General features: G+C 63.2%; 18 protein-coding genes. 8 read left to right on the top strand and 10 right to left on the bottom strand.

Annotated features, from left to right (window positions below):
• The first annotated feature begins 65 nt into the window (after nucleotides 1-65).
• From LOY42_RS18295 to LOY42_RS18275, 5 genes are all read left to right on the top strand, one after another.
• Entirely contained in the window at nucleotides 66-620 is a 555-nt protein-coding gene (locus tag LOY42_RS18295) for a hypothetical protein (protein WP_258598703.1), read from the top strand.
• A 163-nt stretch (nucleotides 621-783) separates the two neighbouring features.
• Nucleotides 784-1,125 (top strand): colicin D domain-containing protein, encoded by a 342-nt coding sequence (locus LOY42_RS18290; RefSeq protein WP_258598701.1) that lies wholly within the window; start codon nucleotides 784-786, stop codon nucleotides 1,123-1,125.
• Nucleotides 1,126-1,465: 340 nt separating this feature from the next.
• Entirely contained in the window at nucleotides 1,466-1,726 is a 261-nt protein-coding gene (locus LOY42_RS18285) for a hypothetical protein (protein ID WP_258598700.1), read from the top strand.
• Nucleotides 1,727-1,748: 22 nt separating this feature from the next.
• A complete protein-coding gene (locus LOY42_RS18280) occupies nucleotides 1,749-2,096 on the top strand; it encodes a DUF3969 family protein (RefSeq protein WP_258598698.1) in 348 nt (115 codons plus the stop codon).
• 88 nt (nucleotides 2,097-2,184) lie between these two features.
• Nucleotides 2,185-2,661, top strand: coding sequence for a hypothetical protein (locus LOY42_RS18275; RefSeq protein WP_258598696.1), 477 nt, complete (start codon nucleotides 2,185-2,187; stop codon nucleotides 2,659-2,661).
• 273 nt (nucleotides 2,662-2,934) lie between these two features.
• Here the strand turns inward: LOY42_RS18275 and LOY42_RS18270 are convergent, their stop codons facing one another.
• The 8 genes from LOY42_RS18270 to LOY42_RS18235 form a co-directional block, all read right to left on the bottom strand.
• Entirely contained in the window at nucleotides 2,935-3,795 is an 861-nt protein-coding gene (locus LOY42_RS18270; protein ID WP_046856513.1) for a glutathione S-transferase C-terminal domain-containing protein, read from the bottom strand.
• 1 nt (nucleotide 3,796) lies between these two features.
• A complete protein-coding gene (locus LOY42_RS18265) occupies nucleotides 3,797-4,444 on the bottom strand; it encodes an FMN-dependent NADH-azoreductase (RefSeq protein ID WP_023629104.1) in 648 nt (215 codons plus the stop codon).
• A 206-nt stretch (nucleotides 4,445-4,650) separates the two neighbouring features.
• Nucleotides 4,651-5,088 carry a PaaI family thioesterase gene (locus LOY42_RS18260; RefSeq protein ID WP_046856512.1) on the bottom strand — a complete coding sequence of 146 codons (438 nt, stop codon included), beginning with the start codon at nucleotides 5,086-5,088 and terminating at the stop codon, nucleotides 4,651-4,653.
• 11 nt (nucleotides 5,089-5,099) lie between these two features.
• Nucleotides 5,100-6,176: an acyl-CoA dehydrogenase family protein gene (locus tag LOY42_RS18255; RefSeq protein ID WP_258598694.1), complete on the bottom strand. Its 1,077-nt coding sequence runs from the start codon at nucleotides 6,174-6,176 to the stop codon at nucleotides 5,100-5,102.
• Between the two features lie 10 nt (nucleotides 6,177-6,186).
• Entirely contained in the window at nucleotides 6,187-7,311 is a 1,125-nt protein-coding gene (locus LOY42_RS18250; protein WP_050706619.1) for an NAD(P)/FAD-dependent oxidoreductase, read from the bottom strand.
• A complete protein-coding gene (asnB, locus tag LOY42_RS18245; RefSeq protein WP_102683557.1) occupies nucleotides 7,308-9,251 on the bottom strand; it encodes an asparagine synthase (glutamine-hydrolyzing) in 1,944 nt (647 codons plus the stop codon). The genes LOY42_RS18250 and asnB overlap by 4 nt, the downstream gene beginning before the upstream one ends.
• A gap of 80 nt (nucleotides 9,252-9,331) precedes the next feature.
• Nucleotides 9,332-10,114, bottom strand: a complete 783-nt coding sequence (locus tag LOY42_RS18240) for an enoyl-CoA hydratase-related protein (RefSeq protein WP_046856508.1) — start codon at nucleotides 10,112-10,114, stop codon at nucleotides 9,332-9,334.
• A gap of 5 nt (nucleotides 10,115-10,119) precedes the next feature.
• On the bottom strand, nucleotides 10,120-11,307 hold the full coding sequence (locus LOY42_RS18235; RefSeq protein ID WP_258598691.1) for a hydroxymethylglutaryl-CoA synthase: 1,188 nt from the start codon (nucleotides 11,305-11,307) through the stop codon (nucleotides 10,120-10,122).
• A gap of 584 nt (nucleotides 11,308-11,891) precedes the next feature.
• Between LOY42_RS18235 and LOY42_RS18230 the strand changes: the two genes are divergently transcribed.
• The 3 genes from LOY42_RS18230 (at nucleotide 11,892) to LOY42_RS18220 (ending at nucleotide 13,755) form a co-directional block, all read left to right on the top strand.
• Nucleotides 11,892-12,788, top strand: a complete 897-nt coding sequence (locus LOY42_RS18230) for a LysR family transcriptional regulator (RefSeq protein ID WP_046856506.1) — start codon at nucleotides 11,892-11,894, stop codon at nucleotides 12,786-12,788.
• A gap of 491 nt (nucleotides 12,789-13,279) precedes the next feature.
• On the top strand, nucleotides 13,280-13,519 hold the full coding sequence (locus tag LOY42_RS18225; RefSeq protein ID WP_139672580.1) for a hypothetical protein: 240 nt from the start codon (nucleotides 13,280-13,282) through the stop codon (nucleotides 13,517-13,519).
• Nucleotides 13,520-13,551: 32 nt separating this feature from the next.
• On the top strand, nucleotides 13,552-13,755 hold the full coding sequence (locus tag LOY42_RS18220; RefSeq protein WP_139672577.1) for a DUF3077 domain-containing protein: 204 nt from the start codon (nucleotides 13,552-13,554) through the stop codon (nucleotides 13,753-13,755).
• Nucleotides 13,756-14,235: 480 nt separating this feature from the next.
• Here LOY42_RS18220 and LOY42_RS18215 read toward each other — a convergent pair whose 3' ends face one another.
• Entirely contained in the window at nucleotides 14,236-15,603 is a 1,368-nt protein-coding gene (locus LOY42_RS18215) for a TolC family outer membrane protein (RefSeq protein ID WP_198754911.1), read from the bottom strand.
• A 78-nt stretch (nucleotides 15,604-15,681) separates the two neighbouring features.
• A complete protein-coding gene (locus LOY42_RS18210; protein WP_110704539.1) occupies nucleotides 15,682-18,759 on the bottom strand; it encodes a MexW/MexI family multidrug efflux RND transporter permease subunit in 3,078 nt (1,025 codons plus the stop codon).
• Between the last annotated feature and the right edge of the window lie 21 nt (nucleotides 18,760-18,780).

The following is an 18,780-nucleotide window of genomic DNA, read 5'->3' as shown; positions in this document are numbered from 1 at the left end:
CTTCCTTGACGGTTGAGGGTGGGAAGAAGCTGATCACTAAAAATACGGTTTAGTGGAGAGTGATGATGAATGTTTCGGCTGTGGCGTCGGACAAATTAAAAAATATGATTAATAACGTAGCAGGTTATTTGAATTTTGAACTTGATCTTCCGTCTAATGTTTTTTTAGGTGAAGACTGGGGGTTTTGGTTTTTTGAACGGCCTTTGCTCAGTTTTGTTGATCTGTTCTCAGGTGTTGTAAAAAATAGCGTTTATAGCTTTTCCTCTGATGTGTTTATCAAGTTTTCAGGGGTGGAGGTTGTTGAGGGGTCATGCTATTTAATTTGTCAAGATGCCTGTGGTGCTGCGCTGTCGTCGAGCCGCCAGTCTGAGGATATTTTACAGAATAGCTTAGGTTATCCGATCTATTTTTTTAATTCGAAATTCGATTGGATAGCTGTTGAAAGTGCATATGAAGAATACGGTGTTATTGGTTTGAGAGGTTCGGATGTTAAAGGCTGCTTTGTCAATTTTCTGAGAGAGAATTTTATTTCGCAATCAGAGATGGCTTTGATTGCGGCCGGAAAATCGGCTGGTAGTAAGTCGGCTCGAAGTTTTATTTCCGCGTATGAAACTAAATAGGAAAAGGGGACAGATTTATTTTTCCTACTCTAATTTCGGTTCCTGGCGGCGAACGGACCTAGCCTTCATGTAGGTAGGGCGAGATTAGAGCAGGGAAAATAAATCTGTCCCCTTTTTCGCTAAGGAAGCGCTGGCCGCGCTCGAGGCGAAGTTCGGACCGGGTTTGCTGAATGGTGGTGCAAAAGGTAACAGTGTTGCTGAGGCCTTAACCGGGGTTACCCAGAAGCAGCTCGATAAAAAATTCAAATATGCCTCTGATTTTGGCGTGGTGACTACAAAGAAAAACCCTGAAACACTTGCTCAGTATGAGTCAGCAATAAAAACTCACATGGCATCGACTTCTACGACCCAGCAAGGTACATACGGCTTTGTAAAAGACTCAAAAGTGTATTTTAATTCGACCACCAACAACGCTGTTGTGCTTGATGCAGCAGGGAATTTCGTGACGGGATTTAAGTTGTCGCCTGAGCAGAAAAAGGGGACAGATTTATTTTTCCTACTCTAATTTCGATTCCTGGCGGCGAACGGATCTAGCCTTTATGTAGGTAGGGCGAGATTAGAGCAGGGAAAATAAATCTGTCCCTTTTTTTAATGACCTCTCGGCCAATGAGCCTGATGCCAAGGTTCAGAAGGAGCGACCTCCTTTCGGTGTGCGTGAGATTGTGGGGTGGTTGAGTGACGACGTCAGTAGTAGTGTTAGCGCAAAAGCGCTGATCACTCGACTGGAGGACTGTCAGCTCCGTGGTCAATCTGAGTACTTGGGTTTCGGCAATGCACACCACATGGCATATGCGGCAGGTCATCTGTATCTAGAGTGTGAGTACAGTGAGGGATCCCAGGTATTAATGACCATTGAGCAAGCTGCTTCCACTTTGAGTGACTACATGGTTTTTTTACAGGCTGGCGTCCGGAACAAAGAGGCTCCACCTCAGCCGTTTATGGTTGAATACCTCGCCGAGGGAGAGGAATCTTATAGACGCTTTGAAGCGTTAGGTGGTCGTTTGGGGTTTTCGGTGGAGGAAATGAAGGGTGTGAGTCGGGCTGATCGGCAAGAAAATAAACGGAGAGTATTGGTCGATAAGTCTCATGCTTCCAAAAAGTCTTGATTGGGGATGGGAGGCGTATTAGGTGGCCGATGTAGCGCTGGAGGTAAAAATTTTTAACGGTGATGAAGCTGGACGATTTCTAGCGATGGCTTCGATTGGGTTGCTTTCGTCAGTCAGGGCTGGTGTCATCGAGCTGGATGAAGCAGAACGCTTGTTGTTCTCGCCCGGAGCGTCAAGTGTTTTTAGAAAGAAAGGGATTTCTGTTGTTGTCTGCGATCTTGTTATGGAATGTTGCGAGTTGGAGGACATACTGGGTCTCTTGCCGGATAGGTTTGATAGCGAGCTTGTACGGCTAATTGATGCTTTTTCGGAGTATTTAGCCGCCACGACACCCCTAGATGCCTATTCAGATCATACGGAATATAGGTAGTTTATAGGCTGCTGGCAGTGGAGGGGAAAGAGCGTAGACATGGGCCTGTTTCATTTTTAACCGCACTTTTTCACATTGGCGCACGAACATGAAAATAATCAAATCCTTCGCGAAATTGACAGGGCTTAAAAGGTTTTCGGCTTGGCGAGCCGGCTGGCAGGAGCCAGCGTCTGTCGACCTGTTTTCCTATGTTGAAGATGTCGTCAGCCCAGAGGACAGTTTGATTTTTTGCAAATGGCTGTTCCCGGATTTCGTCGTGTTCGAGGATTCGGTGATACTGGAAATGAAATTTGACGAGCCCGCATTTCGTGTGTGGCTTGATCATTTTTCAGGCGATAAAGCCGGTGTCGAGAGGATGCTGAATCACACCCATCTGTACGATGTGTTTTCAGGGTGTGGATCTTCGGTGGACGAGGTGGTTTTTGAGCAACTGTCCAATGTGCTGGCCATGTCCTGGCGAATGGTGTTGAAGGCGCAATTCCCTGATAGAAGATTTCACGTAGAGGCTATCAACTCCGATCAGGAGTATGGCCCGGTGGTCACCTTCCATGAAATGCGTGGGTGAGCTTTGCCGTTAGTTTGACGACAGTACTGAGGATGTAGTGTGTCTGTCGGTCGAGGGTACATTGCCGGATGTGCCGGTGTGCCATGTTGCACCTGCTTGAGCACGGTTAGTTCAAGCTGTTCGAAGTCTGCATTCGGCTTAAACCTGCCGGGGCTGCGATGCAGCCCTTTCGCGACACAAGGCCGCTCCTACAGGGGGATGCGGCCTCCTGTAGGAGCGGCCTTTTGCCGCGAAAGGACCGCAAAGCGGTCCTGCTCCGCAAACGCCAGCTGCTCAGTTCAACCAACTCAACGCCGGCCCCTGCGGCACGATCCGCGTCGGGTTGATGTGGTTGTGCGAGTAGTAGTAATGCAGCTTGATATGCGCCATGTCGATGGTGCGGTAGATCGCCGGGATCTGCGTCAGGCGCACCAGGTACTGGTACAGCGCCGGGTACTCGGCCAGGGTCTTGTGGTTGGCCTTGAAGTGCACGTAGTACACCGCCTCATAGCGGATCAGCGTGGGCAGCAGGAACAGGTCCGACAGGCTCAGCTTGCCGCCTACCAGGTACGGCTGCTTGCGCAGCCGGTGCTCGAGGGTGTCCATGGCCGCGAAGAACTGCTTGTAGGCCTCGTCGTAGCTCGCCTGGTCCGGGGCGAAGCCCATGTGGTAGACCATGCGGTTGATGTTGGTGTGCAGCCACTGGTTGAGCTCGACGATGTCGCAGCTGGAGCGGTCGGGCACCAGGTCGATCGGGGTCTTGGCCAGGGGCAGCAGGCGGGTGGCCATCTGCAGCGCCAGCTCGGCCGAATCGTTGTGCACGATACGGTTCTGCTGGCGGTCCCAGAGCACCGGCACCGACTGGTTGCCGGCAAAGCCCGGGCGCGAACGCTCGTACAGGCTCGACAGCAGGGTGACGTCCTTGTGCAGCGGGTCCTGGTCGTGCTCGTCGAACTCCCAGCCCTGGTCGTGGCGGCGCGCCGCCACCGAGGTCACGTCCAGCGCGTCTTCCAGGCCCAGCAGGCTCTGCACCAGGTGCACCCGGTGCGAGAACGGGCAGGCGTGGGAGATGTACAGGTGGTAGCGGTTGGGCTCGGCCACCAGTTCGCTGAGGAACAGCTCCTGGACCGACGGGTTGTCTTGGCTGCGGGTCATCTTACCTCCCTACTGCGGTGGCCAGGCTTGGGCATGGGCGCTCGCCGAGGGCGGCGATGCTGTGCTGGATCTTCAGGTTGGCGGCGGCCAGGCCCGCGGCCAGGCTCTCTTCGCCCATGCCCAGGCCTTCGGCGTAGATGAATTCGACGCTGTTCAGGCCGACGAAGCCCAGGGTCTGCGACAGCCAGCCAGCCAGGGTGTCGGTGCCCTGGCTGTAGACGCCGCCGCTGGCGTTGAGCACGTGCACCGGCTTGTCGTCGAGCAGCCCGACCGGGGCGCCGTCGACATAGGTGAAGGTGACGCCGCCACGCACGATGTAGTCGACCCAGGTGTGCAGGATCGACGGTGCGCCGAAGTTGTAGCGTGGCAGGCCGATCACCACGCGGTCGGCTTCCTGGATCTCTTCGATCAGTTCGTTGGACAGCTTCAGCGCCGCGGCCGCCTCGATGCTGCTGGCGTCACCGCCGAACAGGGCGTCCATGGTCACCGCATTGAGGTGCGGAATGGGCTGGGCGTGCAGGTCGCGCACCGCCACCGAAGCTTCGGGGTTGACCTCTTTGAGCTGCTTGAGGAAGTTGTCCACCAGTTGGCCGGAGAAGCCGCCGTCGGACTTGATCGAGGAGCGGATGACCAGGACCTTGTGATTCATTGCGCGAATCCTTTCTGTGATGTGTGTGATAGCCAGTCTTGAGCAATCGGGCGGGAGTGAAAAGCGCAGATAATCAGGGTATTACCCTTAAGGTTGTCATGTATCGCCAGGGGCTCTGGGCTGGAACGAGCGCGGGGCAAGCCTGCTCCCACAAATCGAGTGGGAGCGGGCTTGCCCCGCGATGAACGTGATGGGTGATTACGCCCTTACCACTCGCGCTTGAGCCTGAACTTGCTCAACTGCGCGCTGGCGATGCGTGTCTGGCTGCCGTCGGCGTTGACCCGCCAGGCCTCGGCCTGGGTGAACATCAGATTGCGACCGTCGCGGATCACCTTGGCGTGGAACAGCACCTCGGTGTCGCGCGGCGTGGCCGACAGCAGCAGGGTGTTGAAGCTGTTGGTCAGGGCGTACTCGTCAGGCCCCAGCAAGGGCAGGGTGGCGAGCATGCTGGTGACGTCGAGCATCGAGTAGATCACCCCGCCGTGCAGGGTCTGGCTCAGGTTGTCGATGTCGGCGTTGACGGTCAGCCGGCAGGTGCACTGGCCGGGGGACTGTTCCAGCATCTCCAGCCCGCAGTAGCGCTGGTAGGCGTGTTCGAGCAGCGCGCGCGAGTGCGCGGCGGCGTGGTCGCTGATGGTGCTCATGGTGTGATCCTTCACAGGTGCCGGGCAATGATTTCCAGCATGATTTCGTGGGTGCCGCCGCCGATGGCCAGCAGGCGGGCGTCGCGGTGGATGCGTTCGACCAGCGAGGGCTCGACGCAGCCGTGGGCGCCATGCAGTTGCACGGCGTCGCGGGCCAGGGTTTCCAAAGTCTGCACGGCGCTGTTCTTGGCGATGGCGACCTGGTGCGCGTCCAGGGTGCCTTCGGCCTGGCGGGCCACGCAGGTGTCGACGAACTGGCGGCTGACCGTCAGCTGCGCGTAGTGCTCGGCCAGGCGCTGGCGGATCACCGACTTGTCGAACAGTGGCTTGCCGCCGACCTGGCGGCTCTTGCACCAGTCGATGGCGGCCTGCAGGGCCATGTCGGCACTGGTGATGGCCATCACCGCCAGGTTCAGCCGCTCCTGCTGCAGGCTGGCCTGCAGCAGGCGGCCCACGCCACCTTTCTCGGTCAGGCGGATGGCCGGCACGTTCTCCAGCTCCAGGTCGGCCAGCGGCAGGCAGCGCCAGCCCAGGGCGCGGCGCGGCGTATGGCGGATACCGGCGGCCGAACCCTCCACCAGGAACAGCGCCAGGCCGTCCTCGCAGTGGCCGACCATCAGCAGCCAGTCGGCGCGGGTGGCGTTGCAGATGAACGCCTTGTGCCCGTTCAACCGGTAGCCGTCGGCCTGGCGCGCGGCGCGGCACTCCAGGGCACGCAGGTCGGAGCCGGCCTGGCGCTCGGTGATCGCCAGGGCGATGCTCTGGCGGCCGTCGAGCACCGCCGGCACCAGGTCGTGGACGATCGGGTGGCCGGTGGCCTGCACTGCCTTGAGGCTGACGAAATGCGAGCCCAGGCCCATGGTGATGCCCTGGGCGCCGCTGCGGGTCAGTTCCTCGATGAGCACGGCCACCGCCCGTGGGTCGTCGGGCAATTGCCGATGGTCGTGTCCCAGGCCCAGCAGGCCGGCGGCGCCGGCCTCGCGGTTGAGCGTGGCGGGGTAGGCGCCGAGCTGTTCCCAGGCATCAATGTTCGGCGCGATCTGCGCCTGGACAAAGGCTTGCAGGCGCTGGCGGTATGCGTCAGTCATGGCGGCCTCCTCAGAACACCGTGGTCAGGGCCAGGTCGTGGAAGCGCTCGACGATCGGCCGGATCCGCGAGGAGGTCATGGCACTGTCCTCCTCGAAGTAGTACAGGTCGGTCATATCGCGCATCACTTCCAGCATCACCCGCGAACGCTCGGCGGCGCGGATCTCGTAGCGCTGCAGGGCACTGTCGAGGCGCTCGTCGCAGCAGCCGACCAGGGCCTGGGCGAGCATGAAGGCGTTCTCCAGGCCCAGGGTCAGGCCGTAGCCGAGGGTCGGCAGCATGGCGTGGATGCTGTCGCCGAGCATCACCACGCGGCCGTTCTGCCAGCAGCCGGCGCCGGTCAGGGCCATCATCTTGTGGGTGAGGATCTGCTCGTGCTCGGTGGCTTGCATCATCCGCACCACATCCGGCGGCAGGTCGGCGAACAGCCGCACCAGGCCGTCGCGGTCGAGCAGCGGCTGGTTGCGGTGCTGGTAGGCGGCGAACCAGTAGCGGTACGGACGGTCGGCCGCCAGCGGGTAGGTGACCACCCGCGAGAACTCCGAGGCGAAGATCTGGCAACGGTCGGGCAGCAGCAGCGGCGAGTCGAACTCGACCATGCCGCGGCTGGCCACCAGGCCCGTGTCGTAGGGCGTCAGGCCCGGTTCCAGGCACTGGCGCACGGTGGAGCCGACGCCGTCGCTGCCGATCACCAGGTCGAAGTCTTCCTGCTCGCCGTTGCTGAAGGTGACCCGCGCCTGTTCGCCGACCTTCTCCACCTTCTCGCAACCCATCTGGTAGCGGATCTGCCCCGGCGCCAGGCGTTCGCGCAGCAGGCCGAACAGCTCGGGGCGTGGGAACATCACCGCCGGCGCCGGGATCCCCAGGCCGTCCGGGCGTACCGGCTGGCTGTGGATCAGGCGACCGTCGCGGCCATGGGTGTCGAGGAACTCGATGGCCTTGCCGCGGCCGATGAAGCCGGTGTCGTTGAACAGGAAGCGCAGCACCTGCACACCCTGGGGCCAGACATAGATGCCGGTGCCCGAGTCGCGCGGGCCATGGGCCCGCTCGTACACCGTGGCCTCGAGGCCGAAGCGCTTGAGAATCAGGGCGCAGGCCAGGCCATTGAGGCCGGCGCCGATGATCGCGATCTTCATGCGGCCACCTCGCTCAAGGTGTTCCAGCTCTGGCCGCTCATGCGGTAGCGGCGCTGCAGCAGGCACAGACTGGTCAGCTCCATCAGCATCGGGTCGAGCAGGCCTTGTTCCTGGGCGCTGAGGGTCGGCAGTTGCTTGAGCAGGCTGCGTACCTTGGCCGCGTCGAAGAACGGCAGCGCGTCCAGGTCACGGCTGTGCAGGGTGTCCTGCACCAACTGCCACAGGCGGCCTTGCTGCTGCAGGGTGGCCGGCGGCGCGCGGAAGTAGTGCTTCTTGCGCTCGTACAGGGCCTTGGGCAGGTAAGGGCGCATGGCTTCGCGGAACACGTACTTCTCGGTGGCGCCGCGCACCTTCATCCACACCGGCAGCTGGCAGGCCAGTTCGACCACGTGGTGGTCGAGCAGCGGCACGCGGCCTTCGATGCTGTTGGCCATTTCCATGCGGTCGCCCAGAGTGGTGAGGACGAAGTTCGGCAGGTACGACTTGGCCCACAGGTACATGGAGTTGTGCACCGGGTCGCGGTCGGCGAGCTTGCCGTGGTCGAGGCGGTCGAAGAACTGGCGGTACGGGTCGACGCCGGTGAAGTGGTCGCGGAAGTCGCCGCGGTACAGGCTCTCCAGGGCCTTGAACCAGCCGGCCTGGTTGTCCAGCCACGACACGCCGTGCTTGAGCTGGTCGACCATCCAGTGGATGTCGTGGGGCATGTGCGCGTTGGTGTAGCCCTGTTCGTTGGCCTGGATGCGCTGGCGCAGCAGGTCGATGACTTTCGGGTCTTGTTGTTCGTTGTTGTACAGCAGCATGTCGCGGCGGAAGTGCGGGTAGCCGGCGAACACTTCGTCGGCGCCTTCGCCGGTCAGCACCACCTTCAGGCCGGCCTTGCGCACTTCCTTGCTGAGGATGTACTTGGCCACGCCGTGGGCGTTGAAGAACGGCGTCTCGTTGTGCCACACCGCCTGCTCGAAGTTATCCGCCAGGTCGTCCTGGGTGATCTCGATGGTGTGGAAGCGCGCGCCGTTGTGCTCGGCGGCCATGCGCGCGAAACGGTTCTCGTCGTAGTCGTCCATGTCGGTGAACGACAGGTTGAAGGCGTCCAGCGGCTCGCCCTTGAGGGCGGTGGCCATGCCCAGCATCGCCGAGGAGTCGATGCCACCGCTCAGGTACACGCCCATCGGCACGTCGGCGCGCAGGCGCAGGCGCACGGCTTCTTCGATGGAGGCACGCACGGCCTCGATCATGCCGGCCTCGTCGCTCGGCGCCGGGGTGTCGCGGCGGGCGAACTCCATATCCCAGTAACGGCCGCTGTGCAGGCCGCCGTGGTCGACCATCACCCAGCAGCCCGGCTGCACGCTGCGCACGCCTTCGAACAGGGTGTGGTCGCGCAGGTAGAAGGCGCGGCTGGCATAGGCGTTCTCGTCCCAGGTCGGGTTGACGCCGGCGGCCAGCAGGGCCTTGATCTCGGAGGCGAAGTACCAGTTGCCTTCGTGCTGGGTGTAGAACAGCGGCTTGATGCCCAGGCGGTCGCGTACCGCCAGCATCAGGCGGCGACGACGGTCGAACAGGACCATGGCGAACTCGCCGCGCAGCTCCTTGAGCCCGGCCATGCCGGAGCGGCGGTACAGGTGCAGGGCGATCTCGCTGTCCGAGGCGGTCTTGAAGATCGCGCCTTCGGCCTGCAGCTCGGCGCGGATGCGCTCGTGGTCGTAGAACTCGCCGTTGACGATCACCGCCAGGTCGCCTTCGTCGGCGACGATCGGCTGCATGCCGTTGTCCAGGCCGATGATGCTCAGGCGGGTATGGCCAAGCACGGCGCGCTCGCCCGGGTCACGCCACAGGCTGTGCTCGTCCGGGCCGCGGTGGTTGATGGCGGCCAGGGCGTCGAGGATCGACTGGTCGCTGATGCTGTTGCGTTTGGACTGGTAGACACCGATGAAACCACACATGGCAAAATCCTTTTCTCATAGGTCGGGCGTCGTCGGCGACGCCGGAACGGCGCGGGCTTCGTGGTCCGCGCACCCAGGGTTCATTGCGCCCAGTCGGGGCGGCTGCGTTCGAAGAAGGCGGCAAGACCGTGCTGGCCCTCGCTGGAGGTGCGCAGGCGGGCGATCAGCTGCAGGTTGCAACCCTGCTCGTCGAGCAGGTGGTCGCGGCCTGCCAGGCGCGCCAGCATCTGCTTGATCTCGCGACTGGCCTGGGGGCCGGTCTGCAGCAGGGTGGCCAGCCAGCGGTCGCGGGCCTGCTCCAGCTCGGCGGCGGGCACCAGGCGGTGGACCAGCTGCAGGCGCAGCGCATCCTCGGTGCCGAACACCTCGGCCGAGAGCATGTAGCGCCGTGCCTGGCGCACGCCCATGGCGCGCACCACGTAGGGGCTGATCAAGGCCGGGGCCAGGCCCAGGCGCGCCTCGCTGAAGCAGAACCGCGCATCCTCGGCGGCCAGCACATGGTCGGCGCAGCACAAGAGGCCCAAGGCCCCGCCGAACACCGCGCCGCGGGCCAGCATCAGCACCGGCACCGGGAAGTCGTCCAGGCGCTGCAGGACGTTGGCCAGCAGGCTGGCGTCCTCCAGGTTGCGCGCATGGTCGAACTCGCGGCTGCGGCGCATCCACTCCAGGTCCGCCCCGGTGCACAAGTGCTCGCCGGCGCCGTCGAGCACCAGGGCGCGCAGCCCGGGGTGCTCGGCGAGGGCCTGCAGCTGCTCGTGCAAGGCCCCGAGCAGGGCCTCGTCGAGGGCGTTGCCGGCATGCGGACGGTTCAGGGTCAGGCAGGCGACCGCAGGTTGCGGCCAGCTCAGCAGCACGTCGCTCATGGTCGTCAGCTCGCCATCTTCAGGGACAGGGCGGTGCTCTCGTACTGACGGCGATAGCCCTCGCAACCGCCGTAGCGGAACGCGCCGCCGGTGACGTACGGCGTGCTGTAGTCGGCCACGGCCGGGTGGTTGTCGCCGTAGAACCAGGCGCTGTACTGCTCATGGCCCAGGCGGGTGCGGCTGGCCAGCATGCGCGCATGCGCCTTGCGCCGCGAATGGGCCTGGTAGCCCGGCACCACGGTGGCACTGAAGAACTCGCCGACGCTGCCCGAACCGTAGCTGAACAGGCCGATGTTGCGCCCGGTCAGGTCCTCGTCGCTGTTGTCCAGCAGCGACAGCAGGGCGATGTACAGCGAGGCGGTGTAGCAGTTGCCGATGGCCTTGCCGTACAGCTGGCTGGTGGCGTAGGCCTGCTCGCCCAGGGCCTTGGCCGCTTCGGGTTCGATCGCCTCGAACACCGAGAAGGCCTTCTTCGCCATCTTGGTGAATGGCTGGTGGAAGCACAGGAAGCTCATGTCCTTCAGGCCCAGGCCGCCATCGGCGCGGTAGCTCTGCCAGGCGTTGCGCAGCGACTCCAGGTAGACCTCGATCGACAGCTTGCCATCGACCAGCGCGGTGCTGCGCAGGTTCGGCCGCCAGAAGTCCGAGACGTCCAGGCTGTAGCGGCCCTGGTGCGGGTGCAGCTCCAGCAGGCGCGGGTTCTCGGCCACGATCATGGCCACGGCGCCGGCGCCCTGGGTGCATTCGCCCTCGGAGTTCTGCTCGTAGCGGGCGATGTCGGTGGCGATCACCAGCACCTTTTCGTGAGGACGCTGGGCGACCAGCGCACGGGCCATCTGCAAGCCGGCGGTGGCGCCGTAGCAGGCCTGCTTGAACTCCACCACGCGGCAGTCGGCGCGCAGGCCGAGCAGGCTGTGGACGAACAGGCCGGCGGCCTTGGACTGGTCGATGCCGCTCTCGGTGGCGAGGATCACCGTGGCGATCGAGGCGCGGGTGGCGTCATCGAGCAGCGGCAGGGCGGCGTTGGCCGCCAGGGTCACGATGTCTTCGTCCGGGGCCGGCACGGCCATGAACTCCTGGCCGATGCCGACCAGGTACTTCTGCGGGTCGATACCATGCCGTTCGGCAAGTTCTTCCAGTGCAAAAAAGTGTTGCGGTACAGACAGCCCAATATCATCAATGCCGATTTTCATGTGTATGCCCAATTATTTTTCACTGTTGAAAAAATCCCAAAATACACAACCGGTCTTGTTGTTCCGGTGCCAGTCCCTGCTGGCCATTTAATTATTGCGGCTGAAGCTTTTGCCAAAAAAAGCGAATAATTCAGATGGGATTGATGACGCCTGTTCATGGTTTTTTTGGCTATTAAGTTATTCTTTTTTTTAGCGCGCGCAGACGCAGGCCCCGTGCTGTCACGCGGCTTTCATAAAAGGCTTGGAAGGGGGATTGTCGAACAATAGGGCAATTAAAATTTTCAATTGTTTTAATATGAAAATTTTATGGCGTTATCGCCTTTTATTTTGCCGTGTTGTTCCGGCTATTGTTTTATGCCGTATCGCTTGTGCATATCTGCATGGGGGGACACTCCTTGTCCAAAATTCATCCATTAGTGCCAGGCACTGTGCGGGACGTTGTTGTCGCACGAAGCGGGCTGGGCGAATAGTGACAAAAAGTGCGCGCATCGCGGCACGGTCTTCATGTGTTGGCGGCAGCTGTGGTACAACGCCGCAGGACAAAGGATTCGTCGCCCGGTTTCCGGGCACACAAGGAGGTAGTGGTGTTTTCCAAGATCAGTCTTGATCAGTGGCGCGCGTTCGTCTGCACGGTCGAGTGCGGCGGTTTCCAGCAGGCCGGCGAGCACATGTACAAGTCGCAGTCGGCGATCAGCCATTCGGTCAACCGCATGGAAATGCTCCTGGGCCAGGAGCTGTTCATCATCGAAGGGCGCAAGGCCGTGCTCACCTCGCTGGGCAAGGCGCTATTGCCCCAGGCCAAGCACCTGCTGGGCGCGGCGCAGAAGCTCGAGCACCTGGCTAACCAATACCAGCCAGGGTTGTTCACCGAACAGGCGCTGGCGGTGGATGTGCTGTTCCCCATCGAATTGCTGCAGCAGGCATTGCAGGAGTTTGCCCTGGAGTACAAGGATCACCGTATCCGCTTGTACGAGACGGCGTTGTCCGGGGCTCGCGAGTTGCTGGAGGACGGCAAGGTCGAGCTGGGCATCGCCAGCAGCCTGCCCTCGGGGTATCTGCAGGAGTTCTTGCTGAATGTCTCGTTGATCTGCGTGGTGGGGGCCAGCCACCCGCTCAGCGAGGCGCAGGGCGAGTTGAGCCTGGACGACATGAAGAACCACCGGCAGGTGGTGATCCGCGATTCCGGCACGCGCAATTCGCAGAACAGTGGTTGGCTAGGGACCTCGCAGCGTTGGACGGTGAGCAGCCTGGCGGCGGCCGAGAGCTTCGTCGAGCGGGGGATGGGCTTTGCCTGGCTGCCGGAGCATCGGGTGCAGCAGGGGTTGGCGCAAGGGCGGTTGGTGCGGGTCAACCTGCAGCATCAGCGGGAGCGGGAGGTGCCGATGTACATGGGGTATCCCGAGGAGTACCGGCACAGTCCCGAGGTGCGGTTGCTGGCGCAGATACTGCGGGAGCGGTGCCGGGAGTATCGGCCGGGGTGATGGGGCTTGGGCCAGGTGCTTGGCGTCATTGTCGTAGCGCCTGAGTGATCGAGCGCCGCTGACGCGGCGCATCGCCGGCAAGCCGGCTCCTACCCCGACCGCGCCGCCCTCAAGCCAAGCGCCGTTCCTGTGGGAGCTGGCTTGCCAGCGAAAGGGCTGCGCAGCAGCCCCGGCGATCTGTCGGATCTTTCCGAACCTGAAACCAAATGCTTCAGCCAGCAAAGCTTGGGAACTATCCTACGCGCTTGCCGGAAGCTGCTGCGTTGTCGGGGAAATACCGCACGGATAACTTCACTGGGTCGCCATATCAGGTGACCGGGTGTGAGAACCCGACCTGCACTGCCAAGGCTATTGCTTCATGGCAGCCATGCGCGGGCAGACTTCGGTCTGGCCGGCTTCAGTGCACCGGTTTCTCACCCCGCGTACGGCTGCCACCTTTGTCCGTGAGAAAGATCGAGATGGCCGCTCCTGTCACGCACTGGAGTTTCATCATGAAAAAGATCGTCCCAGACCCACCGCGTCTAGCCCCCTTCATCGCTATCCGCCCGACCCTCACCCGCGAAGAAGCCATGACCGCCGCCGTCGAAGTGGCCACGGCTATTTCCGATGTCCTCGATATCTACTTCAAGACCGAACCTGGCGAAACCCAGGACCGCCTGTTCACCGCCAGCGACTACCTTGGCCAGCTTGCCTGTGCCTTGCTCGAACACAAGCCGCAGGTGCAGCCATGACCAATGCACGTACCGCGGGCCGGACCCGTTGCATGGACCTGTTCAAGGTCGAGCCGGGCATTCCCTTCGCGGATGCCTTCAGCGAGTTGTCGGTGCTGCTTGGCTGCATTCGCCACCTCACTTGCGAGGCCGAGATGGAAGGCGACCTGATGGCGGGCAGCGCAGCGCGCATGTTGAGCGCCATGGCCAAGGCGTTGATTGATGATATGGAGTTGGGGTTGAACCGGTCCGGTTGATCCGATGGCTCTATCGCGGGGCAAGTCGCACCGCCGCTCCCACGCCAAACACCATCCCGTTCAAGGTCTTTTGGCGCGAGGGTTATTGACCGCATCAGGGCTACCAGGTGTTCGCCGTAGCTCTTGCAGCGCCTGTCAGATCGAGCGCCGCCCGCGCGGCGCATCGCTGGCAAGCCAGCTCCCACATCTGTTTCGGGCCAGTTATGCCTGTGCTGCCGCGGCTGTACGCCTTGTTGGTACGACGCGGTTTCAGCGTAGGCACCACTGGCGCCCCACCAGTCCCAAGGCATGCACCAAGGCGGACAGTGATAACCCCACAGGACAGACTGGCCCGAAACAAATGTGGGAGCTGGCTTGCCAGCGATGCGCCGCGCGGGCGGCGCTCGATCTGACAGGCGCTGCAAGAGCTACGGCGAACACCTTGCAAGGCCTGACGCTAAACACCCTGTCGTGGGCACGGGCCCCGCGATTACCAATACCTTACCCGCGCAGATCACTCGGCAGGAAATCCCGCTCCGGCTCGTAATCCAGCTTCAGGTACCCCGCCAATTCGCGCAGGTCCTCCGGGCTCAGGCTGCCGGCCTGCTGCTTGAGCCGCAGGCTGTCGACGATGTACGCATAGCGCGAGACGTTGTAGTCACGCACCGCGTTGTACAGGTCGCGCTGGGCATCGAGGATATCGACGATGTTGCGGCTGCCCACCTCATACCCCGCCTCGGTGGCCCGCAACGAGCCCTGGCTGGAGATGATGCTCTGGCGCCGCGCGCGCACCTGCTCGACATCGCTGACCACCGCGCGGAAGGCATTGCGCGACCCTTCCAGCACCTCGCGTTCGAGGCTGGTGCGGCCGTACTCGGTACGCGCCAGCTCATGGGTGGCCTGGCGCACCCGCGCGCTGGTGCCGCCGCCGCTGAACAGCGGCAGCTTCATCTGCACCATCACCGAGCTGTCGCGCTGGTTGCCGGGGCGCTGGCCGAAGTGCGCGCTGGAGTCCATCAGGTCGCTGTCACCCTCGGCGTAGCCCATGGCCAGGTTGAAGGTCGGCAGGTGATCGGCCTTGCTGCTGCGCAGGGTCTGGCCGGCCTGGCTAACGGCGGCCTGGCTGGCGCGCAGGCGCAGGTTCTGCGCCATGGCCTGCTCGACCCAGGCCTCGGCGCGCTCGGGCACCGGCGCCTGCACCGGCAGGCTGTGACGGATCCCGGCCAATGCCGGCTGGGCCTGGCCGGTCAGGCGCATCAGTGCCTGGTAGGCGTCCTCGCTGCGGCGCTGGCTGTCGATCAGGTTGGCGCTGGCGCGGTCGAAGCTGGCCTGGGCCGAGAGCATGTCGTTCTGGTCGGACAGGCCGGCGTCGTAGCTCAGCCGGGTCTGTTGCAGCTGGCGGTCGAAGGCGCGCAGCTCGGCCTTGGCGGTGGCCAAATTGTCCTCGGCCAGCAGGGTGTCGAAGTAGCTGCTGGCGGTGTCGAGGATCAGCTGCTGCTGGAATGCCGAGAAGTCCAGTTCGGCCTGTTCGTTCTCGGACTGCGCGGCCTTGTAGTCGAACCAGCGGCTGAGGTCGAACAACGGCTGGTCGAGGCTCAGGCGGTACAGGCTGCCGCTGCGTTGCTCGACCTGGCGGCGGTCGCTGCGCACGTCGCCGGCCTCGGCATCCAGGGCCACCTGCGGCAGCAGGCGGGCGCGGGCCAGGGGCACGGCCTCGCGGCGGGCCAGGTAGTTCTCGCGGGCGGCGGCCATGTCGCTGTTGTGCTCGACCACCTGGGCGTACACCGACATCAGCGTCGCACGGTCGGCGGCAACGGCCTGGGCCAGGGGCGCCAGCAGCAGCAGGGGCAGAAGGGTCTTACGTAGCATGTCGTTTCTCTTTATTCGGGCCGGCCGCTCCCAGGGGCAGCCGGTCATGGCTGCCACAGGGGAGGGCGGGCTAAGGGGTCAGGCCGGCTGGGTGTAGGCGGCCAGTTCCTGCAGGCGTGGGTCTTCGCTGGCACGGTGGTCCTTGGCCAGCAGCGAGTACACGGTGGGCAGGATGAACAGGGTGAACAGCGTACCGACCAGCATGCCGATGACGATCACCAGGCCCAGGCTGAAGCGGCTGTGGGCACCGGCGCCGCTGGCCAGCAGCAGCGGGACCAGGCCCACCACCATGGCCGCGGTGGTCATCAGGATCGGCCGCAGGCGGATCTGCGCGGCGCGTTCGATAGCCGTGCGGCGGTCGAGCTGGTCGGCCTGCTGCAGCTCGTTGGCGAACTCGACCATGAGGATGCCGTGCTTGCTGATCAGGCCGACCAGGGTCACCAGGCCGATTTGCGTGTAGATGTTCACCGTGGCATAGCCCAGGTACAGCGGGATCAGCGCGCCGCACACCGACATCGGCACGCTGACCAGGATCACCAACGGGTCGCGCAGGCTTTCGAACTGCGCGGCCAGCACCAGGTAGATGACCAGGATGGCGAAGATGAACGTCACTACCAGGGCGCTGCCTTCCTGGACGAACTGGCGGGCATCCGACAGCCAGTCATGGCTGAAGCCGGTGGGCAGGGCATTGGCCTGGGCGGCGAGGAACTGCACCGCGTCGCCGATGCTCACGCCCGGCGCCGGCACCGCCTGCAGGGTGGCCGAGTTGAGCTGGTTGAACTGGGTCAGCTTGTTGGGTTCGATCGACATGTCGAAGCTGACCAGGGTCGACAGCGGCACCTGGGCGCCGTTGGCGGCCTTGACGTACTGGCCGACCAGCATCTCGGCCGACAGGCGCTGGGCCCGTGCCACCTGCGGTATTACATCGTAGGAACGACCGTCGAGGGCGAAGCGGTTGACGTAGTTCTCGCCCACCAGCACCGCCAGGGCGTCGCCGATGGCCTGCATGCTGATGCCCAGGTCATTGGCCTTGCTGCGGTCGATGTTGATGTTGACCAGCGGGCTGTTGAAGTCCAGGTCGCTGTCGACCACGGCGAACAGGCCGCTGGCCATGGCCGCCTGCTTGATCTTGTCCATGGCGTCGAACACCACGCGGTGGTCCTGGGAGCTCTGGATCACCATCTGCACCGGCAGGCCGCCGGTGGAGCCGGGTAGCGGCGGCAGCTGGAAGGCGAAGATGGCCACGCCCTCGATCTCGCCCACGGCTTTCTGGATCTCGGCCTGCAACTGGTCGGCGCTGCGCTGGCGCTTTTCCCAGGTGCTCAGGTTGGCGCCGCCGAACGCGGTGCGCGGGCCGTCGTTGCCGTTGACCACCCAGGTGATGTCGGTTTCCGGGAAGGTGGCGAACAGGCGGTCCATGCGGTGCGCGTACATCTGGGTGTAATCGATGTTGGCGTACTGCGGGGCCTTGGCAACCGCCAGCACCTGGGCCTGGTCCTCGACCGGCGCCAGTTCGCGCTGGGCGCCGAGGTAGAGGATCGGCAGGCTGACGAACACCGCCGCGGCAATCGCCAGGGTCAGCCAGCGATGGTGCAGGGACACGTCAAGCAAACGACCATAGCCCTTGCCCAGCCAGTGGAAGAAGCGCTCGGCGCCACGCGCCATCGGCCCTTCGCTGGCCTGGCGGTTGAGCAGGAAGGCGCTCATCACCGGCGACAGGGTCAGCGCCACCACGCCGGACACCACCACGGCGCCGGCGAGGGTGAAGGCGAACTCCTTGAACAGCGCGCCGGTCAGCCCGCCCATCAGGCCGATCGGGGCGTACACCGCGGCCAGGGTCAGGGTCATGGCGATCACCGGGCCGGCGATCTCGCGGGCGCCGACCAAAGCCGCATGCAACGGCGTCTTGCCTTCCTCGATATGCCGGTGGACGTTCTCCACCACGACGATGGCGTCGTCCACCACCAGGCCGATGGCCAGGACCATCGACAGCAGGGTCAGCAGGTTGATGCTGAAGCCGAACAGGCTCATGATCGCCGCCGCGCCGATCAGCGACAGCGGGATGGTCACCAGGGGGATCAGCACGCTGCGCAGCGAGCCGAGGAACAGGAAGATCACCACGGCGACGATCACCACGGCCTCGACCAGGGTCTTGACCACCTCGTCGATGGACGCCTGGATGAAGCGCGCCACCTCGAACACGATGTTGGCGGTCATGCCCGGCGGCATGGTCTCGCGGATCTGCGGCATCATTTCCTGCACTGAACCGACGATGGTCAGCGGGTTGCCGGCGGGGGTGGCGTGCAGGCCGATGAACACCGCAGGCTCGCCGTCCATGATGCCGCTGGTGTCGTAGGAGGTGGCGCCGAGCTCGGCGGTGCCGATGTCGCTCAGGCGGATCAGCGTGTCGCCGTCGCGGCGCACCACCATCTGGCGGAACTGGTCGACGCTGGTCAGGTCGGTGTTGATGTTGATGTTGGCCGAGACGTACTGGCCCTTGGTCTGCCCGGGGGCAGCCTGGAAGTTGTTCTGGCGGATGGCCTCGGCCACGTCGCTGGCCGACAGGTTGCGCGCAGCCATGCGCGCCGGGTCCAGCCACAGGCGCATGGCCAGTTTCTGGCCGCCGAGGATCTGCGCCTCGGCCACGCCGTCGATGGCCGCCAGGCGCGGCTGCACCACGCGGGAGATGTAGTCGGTGATCGCCGGCAGGCCGATGTCCTTGCTCGAGAAGCCGACGTAGATCACCGCCGTGCCTTCGCCGGAAGACTTGGCCACCACCGAGTCGTAGGCGCCTTCGGGCAGGCGGTACTTGACCTGGTTGACGGCGGCCATGATCTCGGTGAGGGCCTTGTTGGAGTCGGCGTTGAGCTTCAGGCGCACGCTGATGACGCTCTTGCCCTGGGTCGAGGTCGAGCTCAGGTAGTCGACGCCGTCGACCGAGGCCACGGCCTGCGAGATGGGCTGGGTGACGAAGCCCTGCATCAGCTGCGAGCGGGCGCCGGGGTATTCGGTGGTGATGGTGATGGTCGCGCTTTCCAGCTGCGGGTACTGGCGGATCGGCAGGTTCAGCAGCGCCAACAGGCCAAGCATGACGATCATCGCGCAGACCACCAGGGTCAGTACCGGGCGGCGGATGAACAGGTCGGTGAATTTCATGGTGCTACAGGTCCTTTTCAG

This window comes from Pseudomonas sp. B21-023 (assembly GCF_024749165.1).
GTDB lineage: Bacteria > Pseudomonadota > Gammaproteobacteria > Pseudomonadales > Pseudomonadaceae > Aquipseudomonas.
The sequence above is the reverse complement of the archived record's forward strand: the minus strand, read 5'-3'. Positions and strand labels throughout refer to the sequence as shown.